Annotated in this window: 21 protein-coding genes and 1 tRNA gene; 12 read left to right on the forward strand and 10 right to left on the reverse strand. The window is 75.2% G+C overall.

The window, feature by feature from the left end:
• The first annotated feature begins 5 nt into the window (after nt 1–5).
• The 4 genes from BLW63_RS05910 to nudC all read left to right on the forward strand — a co-directional run bounded on the left by BLW63_RS05910 (nt 6) and on the right by nudC (nt 4,832).
• Nucleotides 6–899: a DUF2510 domain-containing protein gene (locus BLW63_RS05910; RefSeq protein WP_091152510.1), complete on the forward strand. Its 894-nt coding sequence runs from the start codon at nt 6–8 to the stop codon at nt 897–899.
• Between the two features lie 305 nt (nt 900–1,204).
• Nucleotides 1,205–2,515 (forward strand): M16 family metallopeptidase, encoded by a 1,311-nt coding sequence (locus tag BLW63_RS05915; RefSeq protein WP_091152512.1) that lies wholly within the window; start codon nt 1,205–1,207, stop codon nt 2,513–2,515.
• Nucleotides 2,512–3,867 carry a M16 family metallopeptidase gene (locus tag BLW63_RS05920; protein ID WP_091152514.1) on the forward strand — a complete coding sequence of 452 codons (1,356 nt, stop codon included), beginning with the start codon at nt 2,512–2,514 and terminating at the stop codon, nt 3,865–3,867. Before BLW63_RS05915 ends, BLW63_RS05920 begins: the two co-directional genes overlap by 4 nt.
• Nucleotides 3,864–4,832: an NAD(+) diphosphatase gene (gene nudC / locus BLW63_RS05925; protein WP_091152516.1), complete on the forward strand. Its 969-nt coding sequence runs from the start codon at nt 3,864–3,866 to the stop codon at nt 4,830–4,832. The genes BLW63_RS05920 and nudC overlap by 4 nt, the downstream gene beginning before the upstream one ends.
• Before the next feature lie 3 nt (nt 4,833–4,835).
• Here the strand turns inward: nudC and BLW63_RS05930 are convergent, their stop codons facing one another.
• The 3 genes from BLW63_RS05930 to BLW63_RS05940 form a co-directional block, all read right to left on the reverse strand.
• A complete protein-coding gene (locus BLW63_RS05930) occupies nt 4,836–5,387 on the reverse strand; it encodes a nucleoside/nucleotide kinase family protein (protein WP_244522393.1) in 552 nt (183 codons plus the stop codon).
• Nucleotides 5,388–5,482: 95 nt separating this feature from the next.
• Entirely contained in the window at nt 5,483–6,079 is a 597-nt protein-coding gene (locus BLW63_RS05935; RefSeq protein WP_091152519.1) for an ANTAR domain-containing protein, read from the reverse strand.
• 176 nt (nt 6,080–6,255) lie between these two features.
• Entirely contained in the window at nt 6,256–6,516 is a 261-nt protein-coding gene (locus tag BLW63_RS05940; protein ID WP_091152521.1) for a mycoredoxin, read from the reverse strand.
• 149 nt (nt 6,517–6,665) lie between these two features.
• Here BLW63_RS05940 and BLW63_RS05945 point away from each other — a divergent pair, with 149 nt between their 5' ends.
• From BLW63_RS05945 to BLW63_RS26705, 4 genes are all read left to right on the forward strand, one after another.
• Entirely contained in the window at nt 6,666–8,690 is a 2,025-nt protein-coding gene (locus BLW63_RS05945) for an ATP-dependent helicase (RefSeq protein ID WP_091152523.1), read from the forward strand.
• A 184-nt stretch (nt 8,691–8,874) separates the two neighbouring features.
• Nucleotides 8,875–9,207, forward strand: a complete 333-nt coding sequence (locus BLW63_RS05950; protein WP_139263493.1) for a hypothetical protein — start codon at nt 8,875–8,877, stop codon at nt 9,205–9,207.
• A gap of 244 nt (nt 9,208–9,451) precedes the next feature.
• A complete protein-coding gene (locus tag BLW63_RS05955) occupies nt 9,452–9,682 on the forward strand; it encodes a WhiB family transcriptional regulator (RefSeq protein ID WP_280140493.1) in 231 nt (76 codons plus the stop codon).
• 117 nt (nt 9,683–9,799) lie between these two features.
• Nucleotides 9,800–9,964 carry a hypothetical protein gene (locus BLW63_RS26705; protein ID WP_170856670.1) on the forward strand — a complete coding sequence of 55 codons (165 nt, stop codon included), beginning with the start codon at nt 9,800–9,802 and terminating at the stop codon, nt 9,962–9,964.
• Between the two features lie 203 nt (nt 9,965–10,167).
• Here the strand turns inward: BLW63_RS26705 and BLW63_RS05960 are convergent, their stop codons facing one another.
• The 3 genes from BLW63_RS05960 to BLW63_RS26710 all read right to left on the reverse strand — a co-directional run bounded on the left by BLW63_RS05960 (nt 10,168) and on the right by BLW63_RS26710 (nt 13,065).
• The gene (locus BLW63_RS05960) at nt 10,168–11,490 is read right to left on the reverse strand and encodes an ABC1 kinase family protein (protein WP_091152529.1); all 1,323 of its coding nucleotides are present in this window, start codon (nt 11,488–11,490) and stop codon (nt 10,168–10,170) included.
• Nucleotides 11,491–11,581: 91 nt separating this feature from the next.
• A complete protein-coding gene (locus tag BLW63_RS05965; protein WP_091153150.1) occupies nt 11,582–12,748 on the reverse strand; it encodes a ThiF family adenylyltransferase in 1,167 nt (388 codons plus the stop codon).
• Nucleotides 12,749–12,912: 164 nt separating this feature from the next.
• The gene (locus tag BLW63_RS26710; protein WP_012950213.1) at nt 12,913–13,065 is read right to left on the reverse strand and encodes a DUF5679 domain-containing protein; all 153 of its coding nucleotides are present in this window, start codon (nt 13,063–13,065) and stop codon (nt 12,913–12,915) included.
• 386 nt (nt 13,066–13,451) lie between these two features.
• Here BLW63_RS26710 and BLW63_RS05970 point away from each other — a divergent pair, with 386 nt between their 5' ends.
• Nucleotides 13,452–14,123, forward strand: coding sequence for a M48 metallopeptidase family protein (locus BLW63_RS05970; RefSeq protein ID WP_244522394.1), 672 nt, complete (start codon nt 13,452–13,454; stop codon nt 14,121–14,123).
• Between the two features lie 218 nt (nt 14,124–14,341).
• Here the strand turns inward: BLW63_RS05970 and BLW63_RS05975 are convergent, their stop codons facing one another.
• Entirely contained in the window at nt 14,342–15,703 is a 1,362-nt protein-coding gene (locus tag BLW63_RS05975; RefSeq protein WP_091152531.1) for a zinc-dependent metalloprotease, read from the reverse strand.
• Nucleotides 15,704–15,905: 202 nt separating this feature from the next.
• On the opposite strand from BLW63_RS05975, the gene BLW63_RS05980 reads away from it, so the two are divergent.
• The 3 genes from BLW63_RS05980 to BLW63_RS05990 all read left to right on the forward strand — a co-directional run bounded on the left by BLW63_RS05980 (nt 15,906) and on the right by BLW63_RS05990 (nt 20,250).
• Nucleotides 15,906–16,928, forward strand: a complete 1,023-nt coding sequence (locus tag BLW63_RS05980; RefSeq protein WP_244522395.1) for a YlbL family protein — start codon at nt 15,906–15,908, stop codon at nt 16,926–16,928.
• Between the two features lie 203 nt (nt 16,929–17,131).
• Nucleotides 17,132–20,083, forward strand: a complete 2,952-nt coding sequence (locus BLW63_RS05985) for a UPF0182 family membrane protein (protein WP_244522396.1) — start codon at nt 17,132–17,134, stop codon at nt 20,081–20,083.
• Nucleotides 20,084–20,176: 93 nt separating this feature from the next.
• A tRNA-Met gene (locus BLW63_RS05990) sits at nt 20,177–20,250 on the forward strand.
• Nucleotides 20,251–20,347: 97 nt separating this feature from the next.
• On the opposite strand, the gene BLW63_RS05995 is transcribed toward BLW63_RS05990, so the two are convergent.
• The 3 genes from BLW63_RS05995 to BLW63_RS06005 form a co-directional block, all read right to left on the reverse strand.
• A complete protein-coding gene (locus tag BLW63_RS05995) occupies nt 20,348–21,115 on the reverse strand; it encodes a DUF4386 domain-containing protein (protein WP_091152537.1) in 768 nt (255 codons plus the stop codon).
• A 53-nt stretch (nt 21,116–21,168) separates the two neighbouring features.
• On the reverse strand, nt 21,169–21,405 hold the full coding sequence (locus tag BLW63_RS06000; protein WP_091152539.1) for a hypothetical protein: 237 nt from the start codon (nt 21,403–21,405) through the stop codon (nt 21,169–21,171).
• A gap of 167 nt (nt 21,406–21,572) precedes the next feature.
• Nucleotides 21,573–22,325: a DUF4389 domain-containing protein gene (locus BLW63_RS06005; protein WP_091152542.1), complete on the reverse strand. Its 753-nt coding sequence runs from the start codon at nt 22,323–22,325 to the stop codon at nt 21,573–21,575.
• Nucleotides 22,326–22,549 lie beyond the last annotated feature (224 nt).

Raw genomic sequence — 22,549 nt, forward strand, 5'->3', positions numbered from 1 at the left:
GCGCCGTGACCGGTACGTCGAGCGCGCCGCCGGGGTGGTACCCCGACCCGGACGGCACCCCCGGGATGGTGCGCTGGTGGAACGGCGCGGGCTGGTCCGACGTCACCACCCCCGTCGGGCCCGGGGTGGCCGTGCAGGCGCCGCCCGCGCAGCCGGCCGTGCCGCCGCCCGCACAGCCGACCGCGGCGCTCGAGGCGCCCGCGCAGACCCCGCCGCCGGACCCCGGACGGCCGCCGCGGCGCACCGGATGGGTGGTGGGGCTGTCGGTCCTCGGGCTGGTGCTCGTCGTCCTCATCGGTCTCCTCGTCGGCCGGCCCAGCGGTCCCGACGACGACGCGGGCCCGGCCGCGCTGCCGCCGCCCAGCGAGTCGGCCTTCCCGCCCGGCACGATCCGGATCGTCGACGAGGCCGCCGGCATCGCCTACCCCTACCTCGGCCAGGGGTGGCTCGAGTACGACCTGCGGGACGTCCCCGAGACCACCTCGGTGGCCGGGCAGTACCTGGTCACCCAGGAGATCACGCCCGACGGCGGGCCGTTCATCGCCCAGTGCACCTCCGGGCCGCTGTCGCCGATGTTCACCCAGGCCGGTGCGGGCAGCCTGCAGCCGACCCTCGCCCAGGTCGCCGACAGCGTGCGGCTCAACCACTACCCGCTCCCCAACGAGCAGGAGGTGGTGCGCGACGAGCCCCGCACCGTCGACGGCGCCCCCGCGCACCTGCTCGAGTTCGACCTCACCTGGGACGCCCAGGGCTACGAGGCGACGGGGGAGCGGGCCGCGCTGCTGCTCGTCGACGTCGGGCGGTCCGCCCCGGCGCTGCTCTACCTCTCCATCCCCAACACCCACGCGGAGCTGTACGGGGTCATCGACCGCGTCGTCGACGGCGTCGAGGTGCTGTGACACCGCGGTCCTCCGGACCGCGCCGCGGTCACGTGCCGTCCCCCGCCTGAGCTGAGCCCGGTCGTCGCACCCCTCGCAGGAGCCTCCCGCCCCCACTCGGGCACGACACCGCGGTCACGTGCCGTCCCCCGCCCTCCACCGTGACTCTCGCGCGGTTGCCCTCGCGTTCGCGCGGGTGCAACGGCGCGGGAGCGGGTGCGACGGCGTGGGAGTCGGCGACGGGCCCGCGGGTCGCCACCGCAGCACCATGATCGTCTCCCGGCCGCCCGGGGCGGGGCCGACGGGGCGCGGTTAGTGTCGGGCACGTGACTGCAGCCGGTGCCGACCTCACCCTCCGGCACCCGGTGGAGCGCTTCCGACTCGAGAACGGGCTGCGCGTCGTCCTGGCGCCCGACCGCAGCGTCCCGGTGGTCGCCGTGACCGTCTCCTACGACGTCGGGATGCGCAACGAGCCCCAGGGCCGCACCGGGTTCGCCCACCTCTTCGAGCACCTGATGTTCCAGGGCTCGGCCAACGTCCCGAAGATGGAGCACGCCCGGCTGGTCCAGGCCGCGGGCGGCACCTTCAACGGCTCGACCCACCAGGACTACACGAACTACTACGAGGCCCTCCCCGCCGAGGCCCTCGAACGGGCGCTGTTCCTCGAAGCCGACCGCATGGCGGCGCCGGCCATCACCGAGGAGAACCTCCGCAACCAGATCGACGTGGTGAAGGAGGAGATCCGGGTCAACGTGCTCAACCGTCCCTACGGCGCCTTCCCGTGGCTGCAGCTGCCCGGGATCGCCTTCGAGAGCTTCGCCAACACCCACGACGGCTACGGCTCCTTCGTCGACCTGGAGTCCTCGACCGTCGACGACGCCGCGGACTTCTTCCACCGCTACTACGCGCCGGGCAACGCCGTCCTGTGCCTCGGCGGCGACCTGGACGTGGCGGAGACCGAGCAGCTGGTGCGCCGCTGGTTCGAGCCCGTCGCCGCCCGCGAGGTCCCGCCGACGCCGCCCACCGGCGAGCCCTCGCCGACCACCGTCCGCTCTGACGTGGTCGAGGACCGGCTCGCCCCCGCACCGGCGGTCGCCCTCGGCTGGCGGGTGCCCGACCCGGTCGGCGACCTCGACACCTACCTCGGCACGGTGCTGCTCGCCGAGCTGCTCAGCGAGGGCGACGCCTCCCGCCTGGAGCGCCGGCTGGTGCACGACGACCAGCTCGCCGTCGCGCAGAGCAGCTACGTGGGCCTGTTCGGCGACCCGTTCGACGTCCGCGACGCCACGCTGCTCACCACGCAGGTGCACCACCCGGCGTCGGTCCCGACGGAGAAGGTGGTCACCGCGGTCCACGAGGAGGTCGGCCGGATCGCCCAGGACGGCGTCGGCGCCGACGAGCTCGCCCGCGTGCAGGCCCGCACCGAGGCCCAGCTGCTGCGCCAGGCCGACTCGGTGCTCGGCCGCACGCTGGCCTTCGCCAACGCCGAGCTCATCCACGGCCGCGCCGAGCTGGCCGGCGAGCTCGCCGCCCGGCTCGCCGCGGTGAGCCCCGAGCAGGTGCAGGCCGCCGCCCGGGGCCTGGATCCCGGCACCGTCGCGGTCCTCGAGCTGCGCGCCACGGGGGGACGTCGGTGACCGCGCCCGTGCTGATCCCGCCGCTGGGCGAGCCGCGGCCCCAGCCCGAGCTGGCCGTCACCGAGGAGACGCTGCCCAACGGGCTCCGGCTGGTCGTCGTCCCGCGGCCCGGCGTCCCGCTGGTCGAGCTGCGGCTGCGGGTGCCCTTCGCCGCCGCGACCGCGCGCGCCGCCGCGCAGCACACCGCCCGCGCCTCGGTGCTCTCCGGCGCCGTGCTCCTCGGCACCGGCGCGCGCGACGCCACCGGCATCGCCGAGGCGCTGCAGACCCACGGCGGGGAGCTGTCGGTCTCCACCGACCCCGACCGGCTGCTGTTCGCCACCACGCTGCTCGCGGAGGGGCTCGCACCCGTGCTCGGCGTGCTGGCCGAGGTGCTCACCGACGCCGGCTACCCGGCCGACCAGGTGGAGGCCGAGCGGGCGCGGGTCGCCGAGCGGATCTCCATCGCGCGCTCCCAGCCCGGCATCATCGCCCGCACCGCGCTGGCCGCCCGCCGCTACGGCGCCCACCCGTACGCCGAGCAGCTGCCCGCCACCGAGGTGGTCATCGCGGTCCGCAGCCAGGCGCTGCGCAAGCTGCACCGCGAACGTGTGCTGCCCGCCGGCAGCACCCTGGTGCTGGTCGGCGACCTCGATCCGGCCGCCGCCGTCGATGCCGCCGGTTCCGCCCTGGCCGGCTGGACCGGCGAGGGGACGGCGGTCGCCGCCCCGCCGGTGCCGCAGCAGCCGCCCGGCGCGCTCCAGGTGGTCGACCGGCCCGGGGCGGTGCAGTCCAACCTGCGGCTGGGTGGTCCCGCGCCCGGCCGCACCGACCCCGACCTGCCCGCGGTCCGGCTGGCCAACATGGTCTACGGCGGCTACTTCTCCTCCCGGCTGGTGGAGAACATCCGCGAGCGGCGCGGCTACACCTACAGCCCGCGCAGCTCGGTCGACCACCTCGCCGCCGCCTCCTCGTTCCTCGTCGAGGCCGACGTCGCCACCGAGGTCACCGGGCCGGCGTTCCTCGAGACCTGGTACGAGCTCGGCCGCATGGCGCTCACGCCGGTCACCGGCGAGGAGCTCGACGCCGCCCGGCGCTACGTGCTCGGCAGCATGGCGCTGTCCACCGCCACCCACGCCGGACTGGCCAGCACGCTGTCGGCGCTCGCGGGCTCGGGCCTGCCGCCGCAGTGGCTGGCCGAGCACCAGCAGGCGCTGGCCCGGGTCACCGTCGAGGAGGTCCAGGAGGCCGCCCGCCGGTTCCTGCAGCCCAGCGGGCTCACCGCCGTCGTCGTGGGCGACGCCGACCGGGTCGCCGACCCGCTGCGCGCGTTCGGCCCGGTCGAGGTCGTCCCGTCGGCGGACCCGGCATGAGCGTCCCCGACGGCGGCAGCACCCCGGCGGACAACCCGCCGCCGTCCGGCGACGGCGTCTCGTGGCCGGAGAGCAGTCCCTCGCCGGCCGGCGCGGTCCCGGTGCTGTCCCGCTCCGCGCACGACCGCAGCCACCTGGCCCGGTCGCTGCCCGACCCGACCGGCGGCCGCCCGGTGCGGGTGCTCACGGTCGACGAGCGGCGCACCGTCCCGGTCGAGGAGGACGGGGACCGGCCGCGGCTGCTGTGGGAGGAGCGGACTGGCCTGCCCGAGGGCGCGATCTACCTCGGTGAGGCCGACGGCGTGCCCTACGCCGCCGTCCGCGGTGACCGTCGGCTGGCCGTAGGCGGCCGCCCTGCGGACACCTGGGCCGGCCTGCGCGACCTCGGTGCCGACCTCGACGACCTCGACGCCGGCCTGCTCGCCGAGGCGGTCGCCATGGTCGAGTGGCACGAGCGGCACCGGTTCAGCCCGCTGTCGGGCGCGCGGACGACGATCGAGCGGGCCGGCTGGGTGCAACGCGACCCGGACACCGGCGCGGAGCTGTTCCCGCGCACCGACCCGGCCGTGATCATGCTGGTCCACGACGGCGGCGACCGGTGCGTTCTGGGCCGCCAGGCGGTGTGGCCCCCGGGGCGCTTCTCGATCCTCGCCGGCTTCGTCGAGCCGGGGGAGTCCGCCGAGGGCGCGGTGGCGCGCGAGGTGGCCGAGGAGGTCGGCGTGCGGGTCACCGACATCCGCTACGCGGGCAGCCAGCCGTGGCCGTTCCCGCAGTCGCTGATGCTCGGCTACACCGCCCGCGTCGAGGGCGACCCGACGCTGCGGCTGGACCCCACCGAGATCGAGGAGGCCCGCTGGTTCACCCGCGACGAGTTGCGCTCCGGCGCCGGCCCGCGGGCACTGCCGCCGGCGGTCTCGATCGCCCGGCACATCATCGACCGCTGGGTCGACGGCGAGTTGGGCTGAGCGCTAGCTGAACCGGCCCTGAAGCACCAGCGCGGGGTGGTCCGGGGAGTCGGCCAGCACCACGGCGTCGGCCAGCGTCATCGGGTCGACCTCGTCGTCGTAGCGGTCGAGGGCGGGCAGCTCCCACGCCTGCTCGGTGGGCGTCCGCCGCCGCCGGGCCGCCGGGGCCACCCGCAGGTGGACGACGACGTCGAAGGCCAGCCCGACCCCCTGCAGCAGCGCGCCCGGGACCAGCAGCACGCCCCGCGGCGGCATCGGCCGGGGGAGGGCGCGGGCGGCCCGGTCGCGGTCGACGTCCCACAGCACCGGCAGGTACTCCCCGGAGCCGCCCGGACCGACCGGGTCGAGCACCTCGCGGGACAGCGCGCCGACGTCCAGCCAGTCGGTGTAGCGGGCGTCGGGGTCGGTGCGGCCGTGCTCGAACCGCAGCGACGCCGGGCGCAGGAAGCCGTCGGCGGGGACGACGACGGCCGGCCGACCCAGCGGGGGGAGTCGCTCGGCGACCGCGGCCGCGAGGTCGGCGGGTACCGCGACGTCCGGCCCGTCCACCGCCACCCGCAGGGCGGTGGCCCCGCGCTCGGGATCGGTGTCGGCGAGCAGGGCGGCCAGCCGGTCGGCCAGCGCCCCGGGGGTCAGCGGTTCCGGTCGGGTCAGGACCGGCCCTCGGCGGGCCCCCGCCCGGCCCGGCTCCGCGTCCGGGGCGCCCGGCCGGCCTCCCGCGCGGAGAGGCGCGGCGCCGGCGCCAGCGCGACCGCGGTCTCCGCCGGCGGGGACCGGAGGACCAGGTCGTCGAGCACCTCGCGGGCCAGCTCGGGCACCGGCCGCCCCTGCGAGCGGGCGTCGCGCCGCAGCTGGTCGAAGGCCGCCTGCGGGGTCGCGCCGTGCCGTTCGGCAAGCACGCCGATGGCCCGCTCGGTGGAGACCCGTGCGGCCAGGGCGTGCTCGAGCTGGGCGACGGTGCGCTCGAGCGCGGCCAGGCGGGCGTCCCGCGGGTCGGCGTCCGGACCGGCGTCCCCGGCGCCACCACGGGCGGCCCGGCGGGTGCCGCGGTCCGGTTCGACCTGCGCGCCCAGCTCCTCGCTGACCAGGTCGGCGAGGGTCATGCCCTCGACCAGGTCGTCCACGTCCTCGGCCCGGCCGGGCGCGAACACCGACCAGCCGCGGCCGGTGCGGGCCACCACCACGGTCGGCTGCTCCGTGCCGAGGTCGTTCTCGGCCGCCGTCCCGTGCTGCAGCCCGGGACTCACCGGACCTCCCGGGCACCGGACGTCGGCGGGCACTCCGCTGGGGTGGTGCGCTCACTCACTGGGCGACCTCCGCGAGGCTGGGCCCGGCGGGCAGCCGGGTCGGGACGGCGGACGGTGACGATCCGTCCCGGACGACTATGCCTGCTCGCGAGGTGCCGCCGAGGGACCACCCGCCGTCATGCCCCGGCGGACTCCGCCAGCTGGGCCTTCACCTGGTCGATGCTGGGGTTGGTCAGTGCGCTGCCGTCTGGGAAGAGCAGCGTGGGAACGGTGCGGTTGCCCCCGTTCGCCTGCATGACCACGTCGGCCGCGGCCGGGTCCCGCTCGATGTCGACCTCGGCGTACTCGATGCCCTCGCGCTGCATCAGCTTCTTGAGCCGCACGCAGTACCCGCACCAGGTGGTGGTGTACATGGTCACGGTGGCGGGAGCGGTCATCGAGGCGTTCCTCCTGGTCGGTCGGGGGTGCGGGGACCGGGTGCCCGGCCGTCACGGGGCCACAACGCCCCGCTCCCGGGGATGCTTCCCCCGTCCGTCGGTGGCGGCTGGGAGGATGGGGCCCGGCCATCGACGAGACGGGGAGGCCGATGTCGCAGATCGCCGGTGCGCCGGGCGGTGTCCGGGTGGAGGGCGCCGAGGCGGTGCTCGCGCAGCTGGACGACGAGCAGCGCGCCGCCGCGCAGGCGGTGTCCGGGCCGGTCTGCATCCTCGCCGGTGCGGGCACCGGCAAGACCCGCACGATCACCCACCGGATCGCCTACGGCGTGCACACCGGGGCCTTCGTGCCCGAGCAGGTCCTCGCCGTCACCTTCACCGCCCGGGCCGCGGGCGAGCTGCGGACCCGGCTGGCCGGGCTGGCGGTGGGCGGCGTCCAGGCCCGGACCTTCCACGCCGCGGCCATGCGCCAGCTGCGCTACTTCGCGCCCCGGGTGCTCGGCGGGCCGATGCCGGAGCTGGTCGAGAACAAGCTGCGGCTGGTGGCGGCGGCCGCCTCCCGGTCCCGGTTGTCCACCGATCGCACCAGCCTGCGCGACCTGGCCAGCGAGATCGAGTGGGCCAAGACCACGCTGGCCACGCCCGACGACTACCCGGTCCGGGCGCGGGCCGCCGGCCGCGAGCCCCCGTTCGAGCCCGCGGCGGTGGCGCGGGTCTACGCGAGCTACGAGTCGGCCAAGCAGCGCGACGGCGCGCTGGACTTCGAGGACCTGCTGCTGGTCACCGCCTTCGCCCTCGAGGAGCACCCGGACGTCGCCCGCCAGGTGCGCGGGCAGTACCGGTACTTCGTGGTCGACGAGTACCAGGACGTCAACCCGCTGCAGCAGCGGCTGCTCGACGCCTGGCTGGGGGGCCGCGCCGACGTCTGCGTGGTCGGCGACCCCAACCAGACCATCTACTCGTTCACCGGCGCCGACCCCGACTACCTGCTCGGCTTCGCCGACCGCTACCCGGACGCCGAGGTCGTCAAGCTGGAGCGCGACTACCGCTCCACGCCGCAGGTCGTCGCTCTGGCCAACAAGCTGATCGGGCAAGCGCCGCCGCGGAAGGGGCTGCCGGGGCTGCGGCTGCTGGGGCAGCGCGCCGAGGGCCCCGCGCCCCGCTTCTTCGAGCACCCCGACGAGCCCACCGAGGCCGCGGCGGTCGCCCAGGCCTGCCGCGCCCTCGTCGAGGCGGGGACGCCGGCCGCGGAGATCGCCGTCCTGTTCCGGATCAACGCCCAGTCCGAGGTCTACGAGAACGCCCTCGCCGCCGTGGGCGTGCCCTACGTGCTGCGTGGCGGCGAGCGCTTCTTCGAGCGCCCCGAGGTGCGCGAGGCGATCCTGCTGCTGCGCGGCGCCGCCGCCGGCGGCACCGAGCCGGGCGCGCTGGTGCCCACCGTGCGCGACGTGCTGGCCTCGACCGGCTGGGTGGAGCACCGCCCGCCGCCCGGGGGAGCGGCCCGGGACCGCTGGCAGTCCCTCGCCGCGCTCGTCGACCTCGCCGTCGACCTGGTCGCCGAGGACGCCACGATGGACCTCGCGGGCTTCGTGTCGCACCTGGCCGCCCGTGCCGACGCCCAGCACGCGCCCACCGTGCAGGGCGTCACGCTGGCGTCGATGCACGCGGCCAAGGGCCTGGAGTGGGACGCCGTGTTCGTCGTCGGCCTGGTCGACGGGGTGCTGCCGATCTCGCAGTCGTTGTCCCGGCCGGAGGCGGTGGAGGAGGAGCGGCGGCTGCTGTACGTCGCCGTCACCCGGGCCCGCGAGCAGCTGACGCTGTCGTGGTCGCTGGTCCGCAACCCGGGCGGACGACGCACCCGCCCGCGCAGCCGGTTCCTCGACGGGCTGGTCCCCGGCTCCACGCCCACGGCGGCGCCTCCGCAGCGCCGGCAGAAGCGCGCCAAGGTCGTCCTCGAGGGTGAGGCGGGCGAGCTGTTCGAGCGGCTGCGGGCCTGGCGCAGCGAGACGGCGGCGTCCGCGTCCGTCCCCGCCTACGTCGTCTTCAGCGACGCGACGCTGCAGGCCATCGCGGAGAGCCGGCCGGCCTCGCTGCGCGAGCTGGCCGCGTTGCCGGGGATCGGCGCCCGCAAGCTCGAGCTCTACGGCGAGGACGTGCTGAGCACCCTCGGCTCCTGAGCCCCCACGCGCGGTCACGGCGATCGGTCGCTACAGACCAGCGGAACCCGGGCCGGTTAATTGCGTTGACCCCCTCCGCGGCGGCCCCCTACTGTCCTGATCACGCCCGGGGAGCACCTCGAGCGCGCCAGATCCCGAGACCGGCCGCGCGGCCGCGATCCGACCCCCGGAGGAGGTGGGCGACGTGATCAGCACCATGTGGACCCTCGCCCCCGCCGGGGCTCGTGGCCCGGCGGGCCTCGCCGTGCGCACGGCTGCCTGCGTCGTCGTGCCGCCCGTCGCCGAGCGGCTGCGTGCCGTCCCGGCGACCCCCGCGGCCCAGCGCCTCACCACCCGTCTGCCCGGCCTCGGTATCTCCGGCCTCGGCACCGACGTCTTCTGCATCGACGTCCCCGGCGCTCCGGCGATCGGCGCGTTCGGCACCACCGGCTACGCGCAGCAGGTCGACGAGCGCACCACCACCGAGCACAACGGCACCACCCTCGGGATCCACTCCTCGGGGAGACCCTCGAGCTAGCGCTCGACAGGACCTCCTCGAGGCCGCGGAACCCGAACCGGGTTCCGCGGCCTCTCTCATCTCCGCCGCGGCACCCGCCCCGACTCCCGGTCGGCGGGTCCCCGCCGGTCGCAGACGACGAGTACGAGGAGAAGCGGCAGTGCAGTCGACGGCCGACCGTCCGACGTCCCACCGCCGAACCGGGCTCCCCCGGACCGGCGGCTCCCTCCCCCGACGGCCGGCGCCCCCGGTGGCGCCGGCGCCGGTGCGGCGTCCCCTGCCGTGCCGGACCGACCCGGACCTCTGGTTCGCCGACACCCCGGCGGGGCTGGAGGAGGCCAAGGTCCGCTGCACGGAGTGCCCGGTCCGCGACGCCTGCCTCGCCGGGGCGCTCCGCCGCGGCGAGCCCTGGGGCGTCTGGGGCGGGGAGATCTTCGAACGGGGTGTGGTCATCCCGCGCAAGCGCCCGCGGGGTCGCCCCCGCAAGGTGGCGTAGGAGGACCCCGTCCGCCCCGCCCCCGCACGGGCGGGGCGGGACGGGACGGGGCCGTGCGAGCCCATCAGCACGGGTCCGCTGCAGAGCGGGCCACCCACGACGACGTGAGGACCTGACGTGTACAGCATCGAGTACGACCTGGCCGTCGACCGGCTGCGCGACCTGCGCGCCGAGGCCGACGCCGCGGCGCGCGCCCGCCGGTTGCGGGCCGCCCGCCGCTGGGCCCGCCGTGCCGAGTACGCCACCCGGCGTGCGGCACGGGCCAGCGCCGCCGTCCGCTGAGAGAGGACCCCCTTACCCCCCGCGACTCGTGAGAGGACCCCCTGCCCCCCGCTACGCGCAGGCTCGCGGCGGGACCCTGCAGGGGGCCGGCGAGCCGCGGGACGAGGTCATCCCGGTCGAGGCCGGGTCCGGGCGCTCCCGGTGCGTCCGGACCCGGTCTCCTGTCGTCCCCGACCCCGCCGGGAGCCTGTGAGCGGCGGGCCCTACTCCGTGAAGCCGGGCAGCCACTCCTCGAGCACGCTGCGGTAGTCGTCGCCCGCGTCGAGCTGGCAGAGCACCCCGATCGACCCGATGGTCACCCGGTGGATGAGCAGGTAGGCCGGCGGCAGGTTGAGCATCCGGCCCAGCCGGTTGGCCTCCGTCCGCGGGTCGGCGATGCGGGTGGCCTGCTCCTGCATCCACGCGCGGGTGAAGCGGAAGTAGCGGCTCTGGATCGGCTCCAGCAGGGGCAACAGGTAGTCGAGGACACCGTGGGCGTCCACCTGGACGCCGGGCCGGACGAAGCCCTCGGTCCGCAGGTCGGCGAGCACGTCCTCCGCCCGGCCCTCCAGCGCCCAGCGCACCAGCCGCCCGATCGGCTCGGGGAGGCCGTCGGGCAGGCGCGCGGTCGCGCCGAAGTCGATGACGCCGAGCCGACCGTCCTCCAGGAGCCGGAAGTTGCCCGGGTGCGGGTCGGCGTGCAGCAGCCGGGCGCGCTGCGGTCCGGAGAAGTTGAGCACCGCCATGAGGTGGCCGGCCCGGTCCCGCTGCGCACGGGTCCCGGTGGCGATGATCCGGGACAGTGGCGTCCCCTCGAGCCACTCCGACACGATCACCTTCGGCGCGCTGGCCACCACCCGGGGGACGACGATCTCGGGGTCGTCGGCGTACGCGGCGGCGAAGGTCCGCTGCGCGTCGGCCTCCAGGCCGTAGTCGAGCTCCTCGACCACCCGGGCCTTGAGCTCGGAGATGAGCGGCTTGACGTCCAGGCCGGGGAACAGCGCCGCGAACAGCCGGGCAAAGCGGGCCAGCTGGTTCAGGTCGGCCATCAGCGCGGTGGCCGCGCCCGGGTACTGGATCTTGACGGCGACGTCCCGGCCGTCCCGCCAGGTCGCCCGGTGCACCTGCCCGATGCTGGCCGCGGCTGCGGGGGCGTCGTCGAACTCCTTGAACCGCGTGCGCCACGAGCCGCCGAGCTGCTGGGCGAGCACCGCGTGGACGGTGCGCACCGGCATCGGCGGCGCCTCCTCCTGCAGCTTGACCAGCGCCTCCCGGTACGGGGCCGCGACCTCCTCGGGCACGGCCGCCTCGAACACCGAGAGGGTCTGCCCGAGCTTCATCGCGCCGCCCTTAAGCTGGCCCAGGACGGCGAACAGCTGCTCGGCGGTGCGCTGCTGCAGCTCCGCGTTCACCGCGTCGGCGGAGCGACCCGACAGCCGCTTGCCGATGCCCAGGGTGGCCCGGCCGGCTGCGCCCAGCGGCAACGACGCCAGGCGTGCGGTCCGGGAGACCGAGCCTCGTGGGATGCCCCTGTCAGGCTCGGTCACGCAGCCTCCTCGCTGGCTCTGGTCGGCCGCGTGTGCACCACGGCCCTGCTCGTGCGGAAGCTCGCGAGCTGGCTCACGGGCTCCTCCTCGGTCAGTGGTCCGCGGTCGCGGCGGCACCGGCCCCGTCCGGGCCCGGAGGCGCACTCGCCGACCATTGTCCCCCGAAGGAGGAGTGCGCCGCTGACGGAGCGTCAGGCCCCTCCGCACCTGCGTGGACGCACCCGCACTCGGGGTGGGCCGGCCACCGGCGGGTGCGCGGGAGCAGGTCCGGTGGGCGCAGCTCGAGCGTCGTCCCGAGGGTCAGCGGCGCGCCGCCGCCGTCGAGCAGCGCGAGGACCTGAACGGTCGCCGTCACCACGGTCGCCAGGCAGGTCACCGTGGCCCCTCCCGGCGGTGTCTCGCCCGCGGTGAGCTGCGCGGCGAGCGCCGGCCAGCGCGGGTCGGCATCCCGGCGGTGCAGGTCCGCGCAGCGCAGGCACCCGGTCGCGCCGGGCACGACGAGCGGGCCCACCACGCCGGTCTCCCCGCGGACGGTCGCCACCAGGTGCGCCACCCCGCGCCGCTGCAGGTCGGCCGCGAGTGGATCCGACGCCGCCCAGGGCCGCGTGAGCACCACGAGGTCGACCGGAGCGCCGGGCGGGAGGGGGCGCAGGTCGGTGAGCGGACTGGCGCGGCGCACCGCGTCGGCGGCGGCCAGCGCACGCGGGCGGCCCTCGTCGTCGGCGCCGAGCCCGCCCACCACGGCGTCCGCGGCCGTGGCCAGACCGTCGTCCCGGACGCTCACCCGGCCGACCCCGCTCGCGGCCAGCACGGCGGCGAGCGGCACGCCGACCCGCGTCGCGCCGTCGACCAGGACCGTCGCGGCCCGCCGGGTCCGCCAGCGCGAGCCGGAGGCCCGGTTGGTGGCGGTGGGCAGCTCGGTCCGCGTGCGGGCGGCGGCGGCCGGCCCGGCGGCCGCCGCCAGCAGGTCGGCGGGGTCGAGGTCGACGAGCAGCCCGGTGGCGCGCAGCCCGTCGAGCACGGCGGTCAGCGCCGCCGGGTCGTGGCCGGCGACGGCGGCCTCGGTGACGACGGCGCGCTGCGTGCGGTGCCCGTCGAGACCGCGGAGCAGGCCGGTCAGCCCGGCCGCGCCGGGGGAGACCAGCAGCCCGTCGGTGGAGTCGGCGCCACCGACCTGGACGTCCTCGGCGCCGTCGGGCCCGGCGAGCCGCAACAGCGGGACGCTCGGGGGCAGCAGGGGGTGCGCGGTGTCGGCCACCGGCGCAGGGTGCCAGCGCACCGGCCCGGCGCGCTCGGACCGTCCACAGGCCCCGGACGCGACGAACGGCGGCGCCCGCCGTGCGGGCACCGCCGTCGCGGAACGGCCACCCTTCAGGGCCCCGCGCCGAGCGTGCGAGGCGTGGGGGGAAGGGTGGTCCTTCTTCAGGCCTTGCCGAGGATCCGGTTCATCTTGGTGCCGCAGACGGGGCAGGTGCCCTGCGCCATGCGGCGGCCGGACTCGCTGACCTTGACCTCACCGTCGAAGTCGCGCTTCTCCTTGCACTTCACGCAGTAGCCGTTGTAGCTCTCCGCCACGGTGCCTCCTCGTCTCCGGTCCGCTCGGCGTCCCCGCGCGGGCGCCGTCCCCGGGAACGCTACCCGGCTGCCCGGCGGCCGCCGGCCCGACCGCGGCGCCGGGCCGCGCCACTGCCCACACCCTGTGGACAGAGCTGTGGAGCGCGTGGGGAACCGGCGGCGTGTCGCTGTGCGCGCCCGGGGGACAGCCGCCCGGGCGTTCTCGGTGCGGCGACCGCCGACGCGCCGTCCGACCTGCGAGAACGGCCGTCGCGACCCTGTGGACGGCGGCTCCGGAGCCCCCGTCCCCGGACCGGGCGGGCCGGTGTCCACCGTCCGTGCGACATGCGTCCCGCGACGGTGCGGCTGCCGGAGCACACCGCGGACGCGGTGGCTACGGTGCCCCCGTGCCCGGAACACCTCCCGACACCCAGCGTCGCCCCGTCACCGGCCCCTCGGCGCGCGAGGAGGTGCGGGGCGCCCGGGCCGTCCCCGCCGACCGGTCGGTGCGGACGGCGGGCGTCGCGGTGCCGGAGGGCGCCGTGGAGGTCCGGCGCAGCAGCCGGCGGCGGCGGACGGTGACCGCCTACCAGGAGTCCGGGCGCACGGTCGTGCTGATCCCGGCGGCGTTCAGCCCGGCCGAGGAGCAGCGCTGGGTGGCGCAGATGGTCGCCAAGCTGCAGACCCGCGAGGAGCGGCGGCGCCGGTCCCTGGGTGGGGACGACGAACTGATGGCCCGCGCGCGGGCATTGTCGGCGGCGCACCTCGACGGGGTGCCGCAGCCGGCCGGCGTCCGGTGGGTGGACAACCAGAACCGCCGCTGGGGGTCGTGCACGCCGGCCGACCGCACCATCCGGCTGTCCAGCCGGCTGCGCGCGATGCCCGAGTACGTCGTCGACTACGTGCTGGTGCACGAGCTGGTCCACCTGGTCGAGCCCAGCCACGACGCCCGCTTCTGGTCGCTGGTGGCGCGCTACCCACGCGCCGAGCGGGCCCGCGGCTTCCTCGAGGGCGTCGAGCTGGGCGCCGCGACCAGCGGTGCGCCGGCGGGCACCCACGCCGAGGACCTCGTCGACTGAGCGACGACACTGCGGTCCTCCGGACCGCACCGCGATGACACCGTCGGCCTACCGGCCGACACCCGGCCAGGTGCCGGCCCCCAGCCACCGGGGGGCCGCTGCCGGTGTCCCGATCGGGAACGCCTCAGGCTCCCGCGCTCGGTCCACCCCAGCTGTCTGCCGTCCCCGGCCTCGGCCGGCCCGGCGTCGGATGTCTCCCCCAGGACCCGCCCTCGCGCTCAGGACCCCGTGTCGTCGCCGTCGTCCTTCGTCTCCGGCTTCTTGGCATCGTCGGCGGTGAGGCTGCGCAGCTCGTCGTCGGCACCCTGGTGGGCGACGAAGTCCAGCGGCTCGTCCAGGTCTTCCGACGTCGGCAGCAGGTCGGGGTGCGACCACAGCCGGTCGCGCTCGGCGTTGCCGTGCTGCTGGGCCATCGCGCCCCACACGGTGGCCGCATCGCGCAGCCGCCGCGGCCGCAGCTCCAGGCCCACCAGGGTGGCGAAGGTCTGCTCGGCCGGGCCCCCGGAGGCGCGGCGGCGGCGCATCGTCTCGGCCAGGGCGCCGTGCCCGGGCAGCCGGTCGCCGGCGGCCTGCGCCACGACGCTGTCGACCCAGCCCTCGACCAGGGCCAGCAGCGTCTCCAGCCGACGTAGGGCCGCCTGCTGCTCGGGGGTCTCCTCCGGCTCGAGCAGCCCGCTGCCCAGCAGCGCCTGGATGCCCTCGGGGTTGGTCGGGTCGATGCCGCCCATCGAGCCCATCGCCTCGTCGATGCCCCGCTGGATGGCCTCGCGGTCGACGTGGATGCCGCGCGCGTAGGCGTGGACGGCGTCGTGCAGCTGCTGGCGCAGCCACGGCACGTGCACGAACAGCCGCTGGGTGGCGGCCTCGCGCAGCGCGAGGAACAGCCGCACCTCGTCGGCGGGGCGGTCGAGGCCGGCGGCGAACTCGGCGACGTTCTGCGGCAGCAGGACGCCGGCGCCCGAGGGGGCCAGCGGGATGCCGATCTCGCTGCTGCTGAGGACCTCGCCGGAGAGCCGACCGAGGGCCTGGCCGACCTGGGCGCCGAACATCAGGCCGCCCATCCGGCCCATGATCCCGGCGAGCGGGCCGGCCATCGCGGCGGCCTCGGCCGGGAGGGCGCTGGTCATGGCGCCGACGACGCGCTCGGCCAGCGGGTCGATCAGGCTGCTCCAGGCGGGCAGCGTCTGCTCCACCCACTCCACCCGCGACCAGGCCAGCGGGCGGTCCACGCCGGAGGGCAGCTCGGTCACCTGGTCGAGCCACAGGTCGGCCAGCCGCAGGGCGTCGGCGACGGCGGTGCGCTCGGCGTCGGACGTCGGCTGCGAGCCGGCGGCCAGCGAGCTGATCGCGCCCTGCCGTGCCAGGTCCCAGTTGACCGGCCCACCGGACCAGGTCATCAGCTTCTGCAGCTCGGCGAACAGCGGCATCTTGGCGAGCAGCTCCTCCGGCGTCCCCCCACCGGCGCCGCCGCCGAACAGGGCACCGAACCCGAAGGGGTCGTTGCCGGCGCCGGACCCGGACTGGTCGCGACGCTCGGGGTCGCGGTCGGGGGGGCCGAAGCCGAACGGGACATCGCTCATGCCCCCACGGTAGACGCGCAGCCCCTGCGTGGACCCCCTGTCCGCCGGCAGCGGACGGACCCCGGCCCCCTGAGGGGCAGGCCCTCCGGCCCCCTGCAGGGAGGAGGACCCCGTCCTCCTCACCGCTCGCGAGCTCGCGGCGAGCCTCTGGAGGGCCGGGCGCGAGCCTCCGAGTGGCGGGGGCCTCCTAAGCTGGCCGGACGTGACCCGTCGGATGGCCGTCCTCAGCGTCGGTGTGGTGCTGCTGGTGGTCTTCGGCGTGCTCGGCGCGGCGGTGCCGGTGCCCTACGTGGCGCAGGTCCCCGGGCCGACCTTCAACACCCTGGGCGAGATCGACGGCGAGCCGATCATCAGCGTCGAGGGCCGCGAGCGGAACGAGACCGAGGGCGAGCTGACCCTCACCACCGTCGGCGTCAGCCGGGCGGGGCTCAGCCTGGTCGAGGCGGTGCAGGGCTGGTTCGACAGCGAGGTCAGCGTCGTGCCCACGGAGACGGTCTACCCGCCGGGGCGCAGCGAGGAGGAGACCCGCGACGCCAACCGCCAGGCCTTCCTGACCTCGGAGGAGGCGGCCGAGGTCGCGGCGCTGGCCGAGCTCGGCTACCCGGTGAAGGTCGTCGTGCGCGGGTTGACCGACGCCTCGCCGGCCGAGGGGCAGCTGCAGGAGGGCGACGCCATCGAGAGCGTCGACGGCCGGCCGACGCCGGACCTCGCCACGCTGGACGCCGTCCTGGCCTCGATCCCGGGCGGCACGACGGTGCCGGTCGCCTACACCCGCCTGGGCGCGCCGGGGACTGCGACGGTCACCACGCGGGCCGCGGAGGACGAGGCGGGCTCGCTGCTGGGCGTGCTGGTCCGCCAGCAGCCCGCGGCGCCCTTCGACGTCGACATCGCCGTCGAGGACGTCGGCGGCCCCTCGGCCGGGCTCATGCTGACCCTGGGCATCCTCGACCTGGTCGGCGACACGGACATGACCGGCGGGGCGACGGTGGCCGGCACCGGGACGATCGGCGCCGACGGCGTGGTCGGCCCGATCGGGGGCATCCAGCTGAAGATGATCGCCGCCCAGGAGATCGGCGCCGAGCTGTTCCTCGTGCCGACCGACAACTGCGCCGACGCCGCCGCCGCCCCGCAGCCGGGGCTCACCCTCGCCCGGGTGTCCGACCTCGACGAGGCGCTGACGGCGCTCGAGGAGTTCCGCGCCGGACGGACCCCGCAGACCTGCTGACGACGCCCCGGCGACACCGGCGCCGCCCGGTGGGGGAAGCTGGCAGCCGGAGCGCGGCCGGGGAACCCGGAACGGTCCTGAGCGTTGGTCTGGGCGACCGGATCGGTGCCCGGGGGCCCGGTCCGAGCCGGCCCGACCGTCCGGAGCCGACGCCGTCCGTGGCGCCGGCGTCACGACCGCGACTGAAGGAGACCCTCGTGGCCATGCGGCCCCCCGTGTCCGTGCCGACCCTGTCGCGGCGCGCGAAGGTGGTCATCGGGGCCATCGCCGTCCTGCTGGTGCTGTTCACGGCCATCGGGACCCTCACCAACGTCTACGTCGACTACCTGTGGTTCGACGAGACGGGCTTCACCGAGGTCTTCTGGACCGAGCTGCAGACCCGCGCCCTGCTCTTCGCCGTGGCCGGGGTGGCCACCGGCGGCCTCACCGCGCTGGCCGTCTACCTGGCCTACCGGTTCCGCCCCACCTTCCGGCCGATGTCGCTGGAGCAGCAGAACCTGGAGCGCTACCGGCAGTCGATCGAGCCGCGCCGCGCGCTGGTGCTCACCGCGGTCGCCGTCGTGCTGGGGCTGTTCGCCGGGTTCACCGCGCAGGGCAGCTGGGAGACCTGGCTGCAGTTCCGCAACAGCACCGACTTCGGCGAGGTCGACCCGCAGTTCGGCCTGGACGTCTCGTTCTTCGTCTTCGACTACCCCTTCTACCGGCTGCTGCTGGGCTTCGGCTTCGCGATCGTGATCCTTGCGCTGATCGGCTCGCTGCTGACCCACTACGTGTTCGGCGGGCTGCGGCTGCAGACCCCGGGGCAGAAGCTGACCGGTGCGGCGATGGTGCAGCTGTCGGTGCTGCTCGGGCTGTTCGTCGCGCTCAAGGCGGTCGCCTACTGGCTGGACCGCTACGCGCTGGTCTACTCCGACCGCGGCGGCCTGTTCACCGGCGCCAGCTACACCGACGTCAACGCGCTGCTGCCGGCCAAGACGATCCTGGTCTTCGCCGCGGCGGTCTGCGCGGTCGCGTTCTTCGCCAACATCGTCGTCCGGAACTTCCGGCTGCCGGCCGCGGCGCTGGTGCTGCTGCTCATCTCCAGCCTTGTGATCGGCGTGGCCTACCCCGCGATCGTGCAGCAGTTCGTGGTGCGGCCCAGTGCCGACCAGCGCGAGGCCGACTTCATCGCCCGCGCGATCGAGTCGACCCGTGAGGCCTACGACCTGACCGAGGTCGAGTTCGTCCAGTACGCCCAGGAGGCGACGGGCGAGGAGGTCGACCCGGCCGCCGCGCTGGCCGAGCTGCGCAACGACACCGAGACGATCCCCAACGCCCGGCTGCTGGACCCCAACGTGCTGTCCGCGACGTTCACCGCACGCCAGCAGATCCGCAACGTCTACGGCTTCCCGGAGAAGCTCGACATCGACCGCTACACCATCGGCGGCGAGACGCAGGACTACGTGGTGGCCGTCCGCGAGCTCAACAGCGAGGGGCTCAGCGAGAACCAGGACACCTGGATCAACCGGCACACCGTCTACACCCACGGCAACGGGTTCGTGGCCGCGCCAGCCAACGAGGTCGTCGCCGGCCAGGAGGGCGGCGAGCCGCGCTTCACCACCCGGGACCTGCCGACGGTCGGCAACATCGCCGTCGAGCAGCCGCGCATCTACTACGGCGAGCTGATGCAGGACTACTCGGTCGTCGGTGCGCCCGAGGGGGCCGAGTCGCGGGAGTTCGACCTGCCCGAGGGCAGCGACGGCGAGGGCCAGATCAACAACACCTACGACGGCCAGGGCGGCGTCGAGATCGGCAGCTTCTTCCGGCAGCTGACCTACGCGATCTTCTACCGGGAGCGGAACTTCCTGCTCTCCAGCGCCGTCAACGACGCGTCCAAGGTGCTCTACGTGCGCGACCCGATGGACCGGGTGGAGAAGGCGGCGCCGTTCCTCACGGTGGACGGCGACCCGTACCCCGCGGTCATCGACGGCCGCGTCGTGTGGATCCTCGACGGTTACACCACCTCGGGCTCCTACCCCTACTCCGAGCAGATGGAGTTGGGCGAGGCGGCCACCGACGCGCTGACCGGCACCGGGACGACGGCGCTGCCGAACGAGACGTTCAACTACATCCGCAACTCCGTGAAGGCGACCGTCGACGCCTACGACGGCACGGTGACCCTCTACGAGTGGGACACCGAGGACCCGGTCCTCGAGACCTACATGAAGGCGTTCCCGGGCCTGGTGGAGTCGCGCGACGAAATGTCGACCGAGTTGGTCAGCCACGTGCGCTACCCGGAGGACCTGTTCAAGGTGCAGCGGGACATCCTGACCCGCTACCACGTCAGCGACCCGGGCGACTTCTACAGCCAGAACGACCGCTGGGCGGTGCCGGCCGACCCGACGCAGGACACCCAGGAGCCGCAGCCGCCGTACTACATCCTGGCCCAGCGGCCGGGTGACCCGCAGGCGAGCTTCCAGCTCACCAGCGCGCTCAACGCGTTCCGCCGGGAGAACCTGTCGGCGTTCGTGTCGGCCTCCAGCGCGCCGGATACCTACGGGCAGATGCAGGTGCTGACCCTGCCGGGGAACACGCCCTTCCGGGGTCCGCAGCAGGTGCAGCAGTCGTTCATCACCAACAACCAGGTGCGGCCGGACCTCACGCTATTCAACAGCGCCGAGTCGCGGGCGGTGTTCGGCAACCTGCTCACCCTGCCCATCGGCGACAACGGCCTGCTCTACGTCGAGCCGCTGTACGTCGAGGGCACGGGGGAGAACTCCTTCCCGCTGCTGCAGAAGGTCCTGGTGAACTACGGCGACCGGGTCGGGTACGCCGACACCCTCGCCCAGGCCCTCGACCAGGTGTTCGGTGCGGGCGCGGGGGAGGCCGCCGTCGACAGCGGCGACACCCCCGCGTCGCCGGACCAGCCGGACCAGCCGGACACGCCGGAGACCCCGGTCCCGCCGGTGGACGGCGGGACGCCCACCCCGAGCACGCCGGAGATGCAGCAGGCCGTCGAGGCCATCAACAGCGCCCTGGCGGCGCTGGAGACCGCGCAGCGCAACGGCGACTTCGCCGGTCAGGGGCAGGCCCTCGAGGACCTGCAGGAGGCCGTCACGGCCTACCAGACCGCGCAGGGCCGGGCTGCCGAGGCGGCCGGGACGCCGGGCGGGTGAGCGCGGGCCGGCGTGGGTCCACCCGCTGTGGTGCGGCCCACGCCGGCCGGTCCTGCGCGCTCCGGCCGGACGGGGGTATGGTGGTCTCACCGACGCGGGGTGGAGCAGCTCGGTAGCTCGCTGGGCTCATAACCCAGAGGTCGCAGGTTCGAATCCTGCCCCCGCTACTCAGGACCGAGGGCCCTCACAGGACACTGTGGGGGCCCTCGGCGTTCGTCCGGGCCGCACCTCAGTCGGGAGGCGGGGGTCGAGGACGTTAGCCGCTCAAGCCGGTGACGGTCGGGAGGTCCGGTTCGCGGCGCCGGGCGTGAGCGCGGCCACGGCGGACGGCCGGAAGCCCTTGACGGTCAGGTAGACACCCAGCGAGAACTCCCACACGGCGATCGGGAGCGCGGCGAGGACGGCGATCGGGGCCGCGCGGTCGTAGAGGCCGAAGAGGATCGCGGTGTCGGAGGCGAGCAGCAGCGGGGCGCCGATCAGCCCCAGGGTGGGCAGGACGCGCGGCACCAGGCGGGACCGGTAGAGGACGTAACCGAGGCACAGCGCGTTGAAGACGGGCATGAGGCTCTGCGAGAGCAGGAACGTCCAGTCGTAGGCCGCGGCCAGGGTGTGGCCGGCCGTGAGCAGCGAGGCGGGGTCCGCGCCCGCGGTGCCGGCGACGTCGGTGCGGAGGGTGAGCAGCGTCAGCACGCTGACGACGCCGACGATGATCAGGGCGCCCTCGACGACCCGGGAGGCGACGAAGCCGAGGGCGGCCGTCTCGCTCACCCGCTTCGCCACCGGGAACAGCACCACGGCGGTGCCGATGCCGGCCAGGGCGACGACGACCTCGGAGGAGGCCGCCACGAGCACGCCGGTGTCGCTGCCGGCGCCCAGGACGAAGTCGGTCTTCCCCCGCACGTCCTGGTACAGCGCCAGGGTGGGAATGGACACGAACGTGACGAGGTAGAGGATGCCGGCGGCCAGGGAGGTCCGGCGCATCCGGTCCATCGGCGGTCGTGTCGCCGCGGGTGCGTCCACGGTGGTGCTCATGTCGGGTCCCTCCCGGGTCCAGCGGGGTGCGATTGGTGGAGGTGGGCGGTTGGTCAGGGGTCGAGCTGCGCGACGGCGAGCAGTGGCAGGCCCAGGTCCCGCACCTTGCTCAGAACCCCGTGCAGTGCCGCCTGGTCGAGCGCCGAACCGGTGAGCACGGTGCTGCCGTCGTCGGCGTGGGTGAGGGTCATCCCGTCGAACCAGGCGGCCCATCGGGGCTCGAGGTGGCCCCCGAGGCGGATCTCGTAGCGGCTCGAGTCGGACGAGCGGCCGGTGGTGTGACTCGTCATCGAGTTCCCCTGTCCGGTGTCGACCGGGGTGGTGGCCGGAGGACGACGGTCGAGGGCATGCCGTGACCGGGCCGCCTCTGGTGCTGTGCGCCGACGGTGCGCCGGCCGGACTGCCTGCGTCGGCTGTCCGGGCCGTCCCGGCGTCCTCGGGCCGGGACGGCGCGTGGTCACCGCACCGGCGCGGTCGGGGCCGGAGGCGTGGTCGCCGGCACGCCGCCGGGGGCGGGCGGCAGGGGGTCGGCGGGCAGCGAGCCGGGGTCGGTGCCGCCCTGGTCGAGCCGGAACGGCGGATAGCGGTCGGTCATCAGCGCGGTGTAGGCGGCCACCCGCAGCACCCAGCGGTCCACGCCCAGGATGAGGTCGTACAGCGGCTTGGGGTAGCGGCCGGTGAACAGCAGCACGATCGCGGCGAAGCAGACCAGCAGGGACAGCAGGCTGACGCCGGCCTCCCAGCCGCTACCGGCGTCACCGGTCCGGGTGGCCAGCCAGATCCCGCCACCGACGAAGACCGACACGATCAGGTAGTGCGGGATGGCCAGCAGCCACCACTTGATCAGCACCAGACCGCGGGAGAGCCGCTCGGGGTAGGCGACGTCGAGGTGGGCGGGGTAGTCCGGCACGTCGGCGAGGGTGAACGGCGGATAGCGGTCGGTGCCCAGCGCCCAGTATCCGTAGTAGTGCACCCGCCAGCTCCATCGCAGCACGCCGACGTTGAAGTCGAACAGTGCCCGCGGATAGCGGGCGGTGAACAGGATGGCGAAGAACGCGATCACGCCGACCACGGAGAACGCCAGCCACAGGAAGGCCAGCACCACGACGTGCGGGATGAGCAGCAGCCACTTCACCAGCCACAGTCCCCGGGACGGCGCGTCCTCCGACGCGTCGACGCGGACCGGGTAGGGCGTTCGGTTCTCCGTCACGTCTCCTCCTCATACGGCAGGTGCTGGTCCCCGTGGGGTGTGGGGCCGGTCGCCGCCGGGCGCCCCGGTCGTGATAGCCGGAGGTCCGGCGTGCGCCGCTGTGGAGGAACGTAGGGAGGGGGGTGGTGAGAGCGGATCACCATGTCTGGTGATCCGGGTGGTGATCCGCAACCAAGGGCGACGCGGTGAGCGGCCGGAAGCTGCCTCGCCAGCGAGCCGGACGG

This window comes from Geodermatophilus africanus (assembly GCF_900107105.1).
GTDB classification, from domain to species: Bacteria; Actinomycetota; Actinomycetes; order Mycobacteriales; family Geodermatophilaceae; genus Geodermatophilus; species Geodermatophilus africanus.

What these genes read in the sequence shown, in the direction of transcription:
- BLW63_RS05975 (WP_091152531.1), bottom strand. Translation starts at nt 15,703, where the DNA reads ATGAGCGATGTCCCGTTCGGCTTCGGCCCCCCCGACCGCGACCCCGAG.
- BLW63_RS05940 (WP_091152521.1), bottom strand. Translation starts at nt 6,516, where the DNA reads ATGACCGCTCCCGCCACCGTGACCATGTACACCACCACCTGGTGCGGG.
- BLW63_RS06000 (WP_091152539.1), bottom strand. Translation starts at nt 21,405, where the DNA reads ATGACGAGTCACACCACCGGCCGCTCGTCCGACTCGAGCCGCTACGAG.
- BLW63_RS05945 (WP_091152523.1), top strand. Translation starts at nt 6,666, where the DNA reads ATGTCGCAGATCGCCGGTGCGCCGGGCGGTGTCCGGGTGGAGGGCGCC.
- BLW63_RS05995 (WP_091152537.1), bottom strand. Translation starts at nt 21,115, where the DNA reads ATGAGCACCACCGTGGACGCACCCGCGGCGACACGACCGCCGATGGAC.
- BLW63_RS05985 (WP_244522396.1), top strand. Translation starts at nt 17,132, where the DNA reads ATGCGGCCCCCCGTGTCCGTGCCGACCCTGTCGCGGCGCGCGAAGGTG.
- nudC (WP_091152516.1), top strand. Translation starts at nt 3,864, where the DNA reads ATGAGCGTCCCCGACGGCGGCAGCACCCCGGCGGACAACCCGCCGCCG.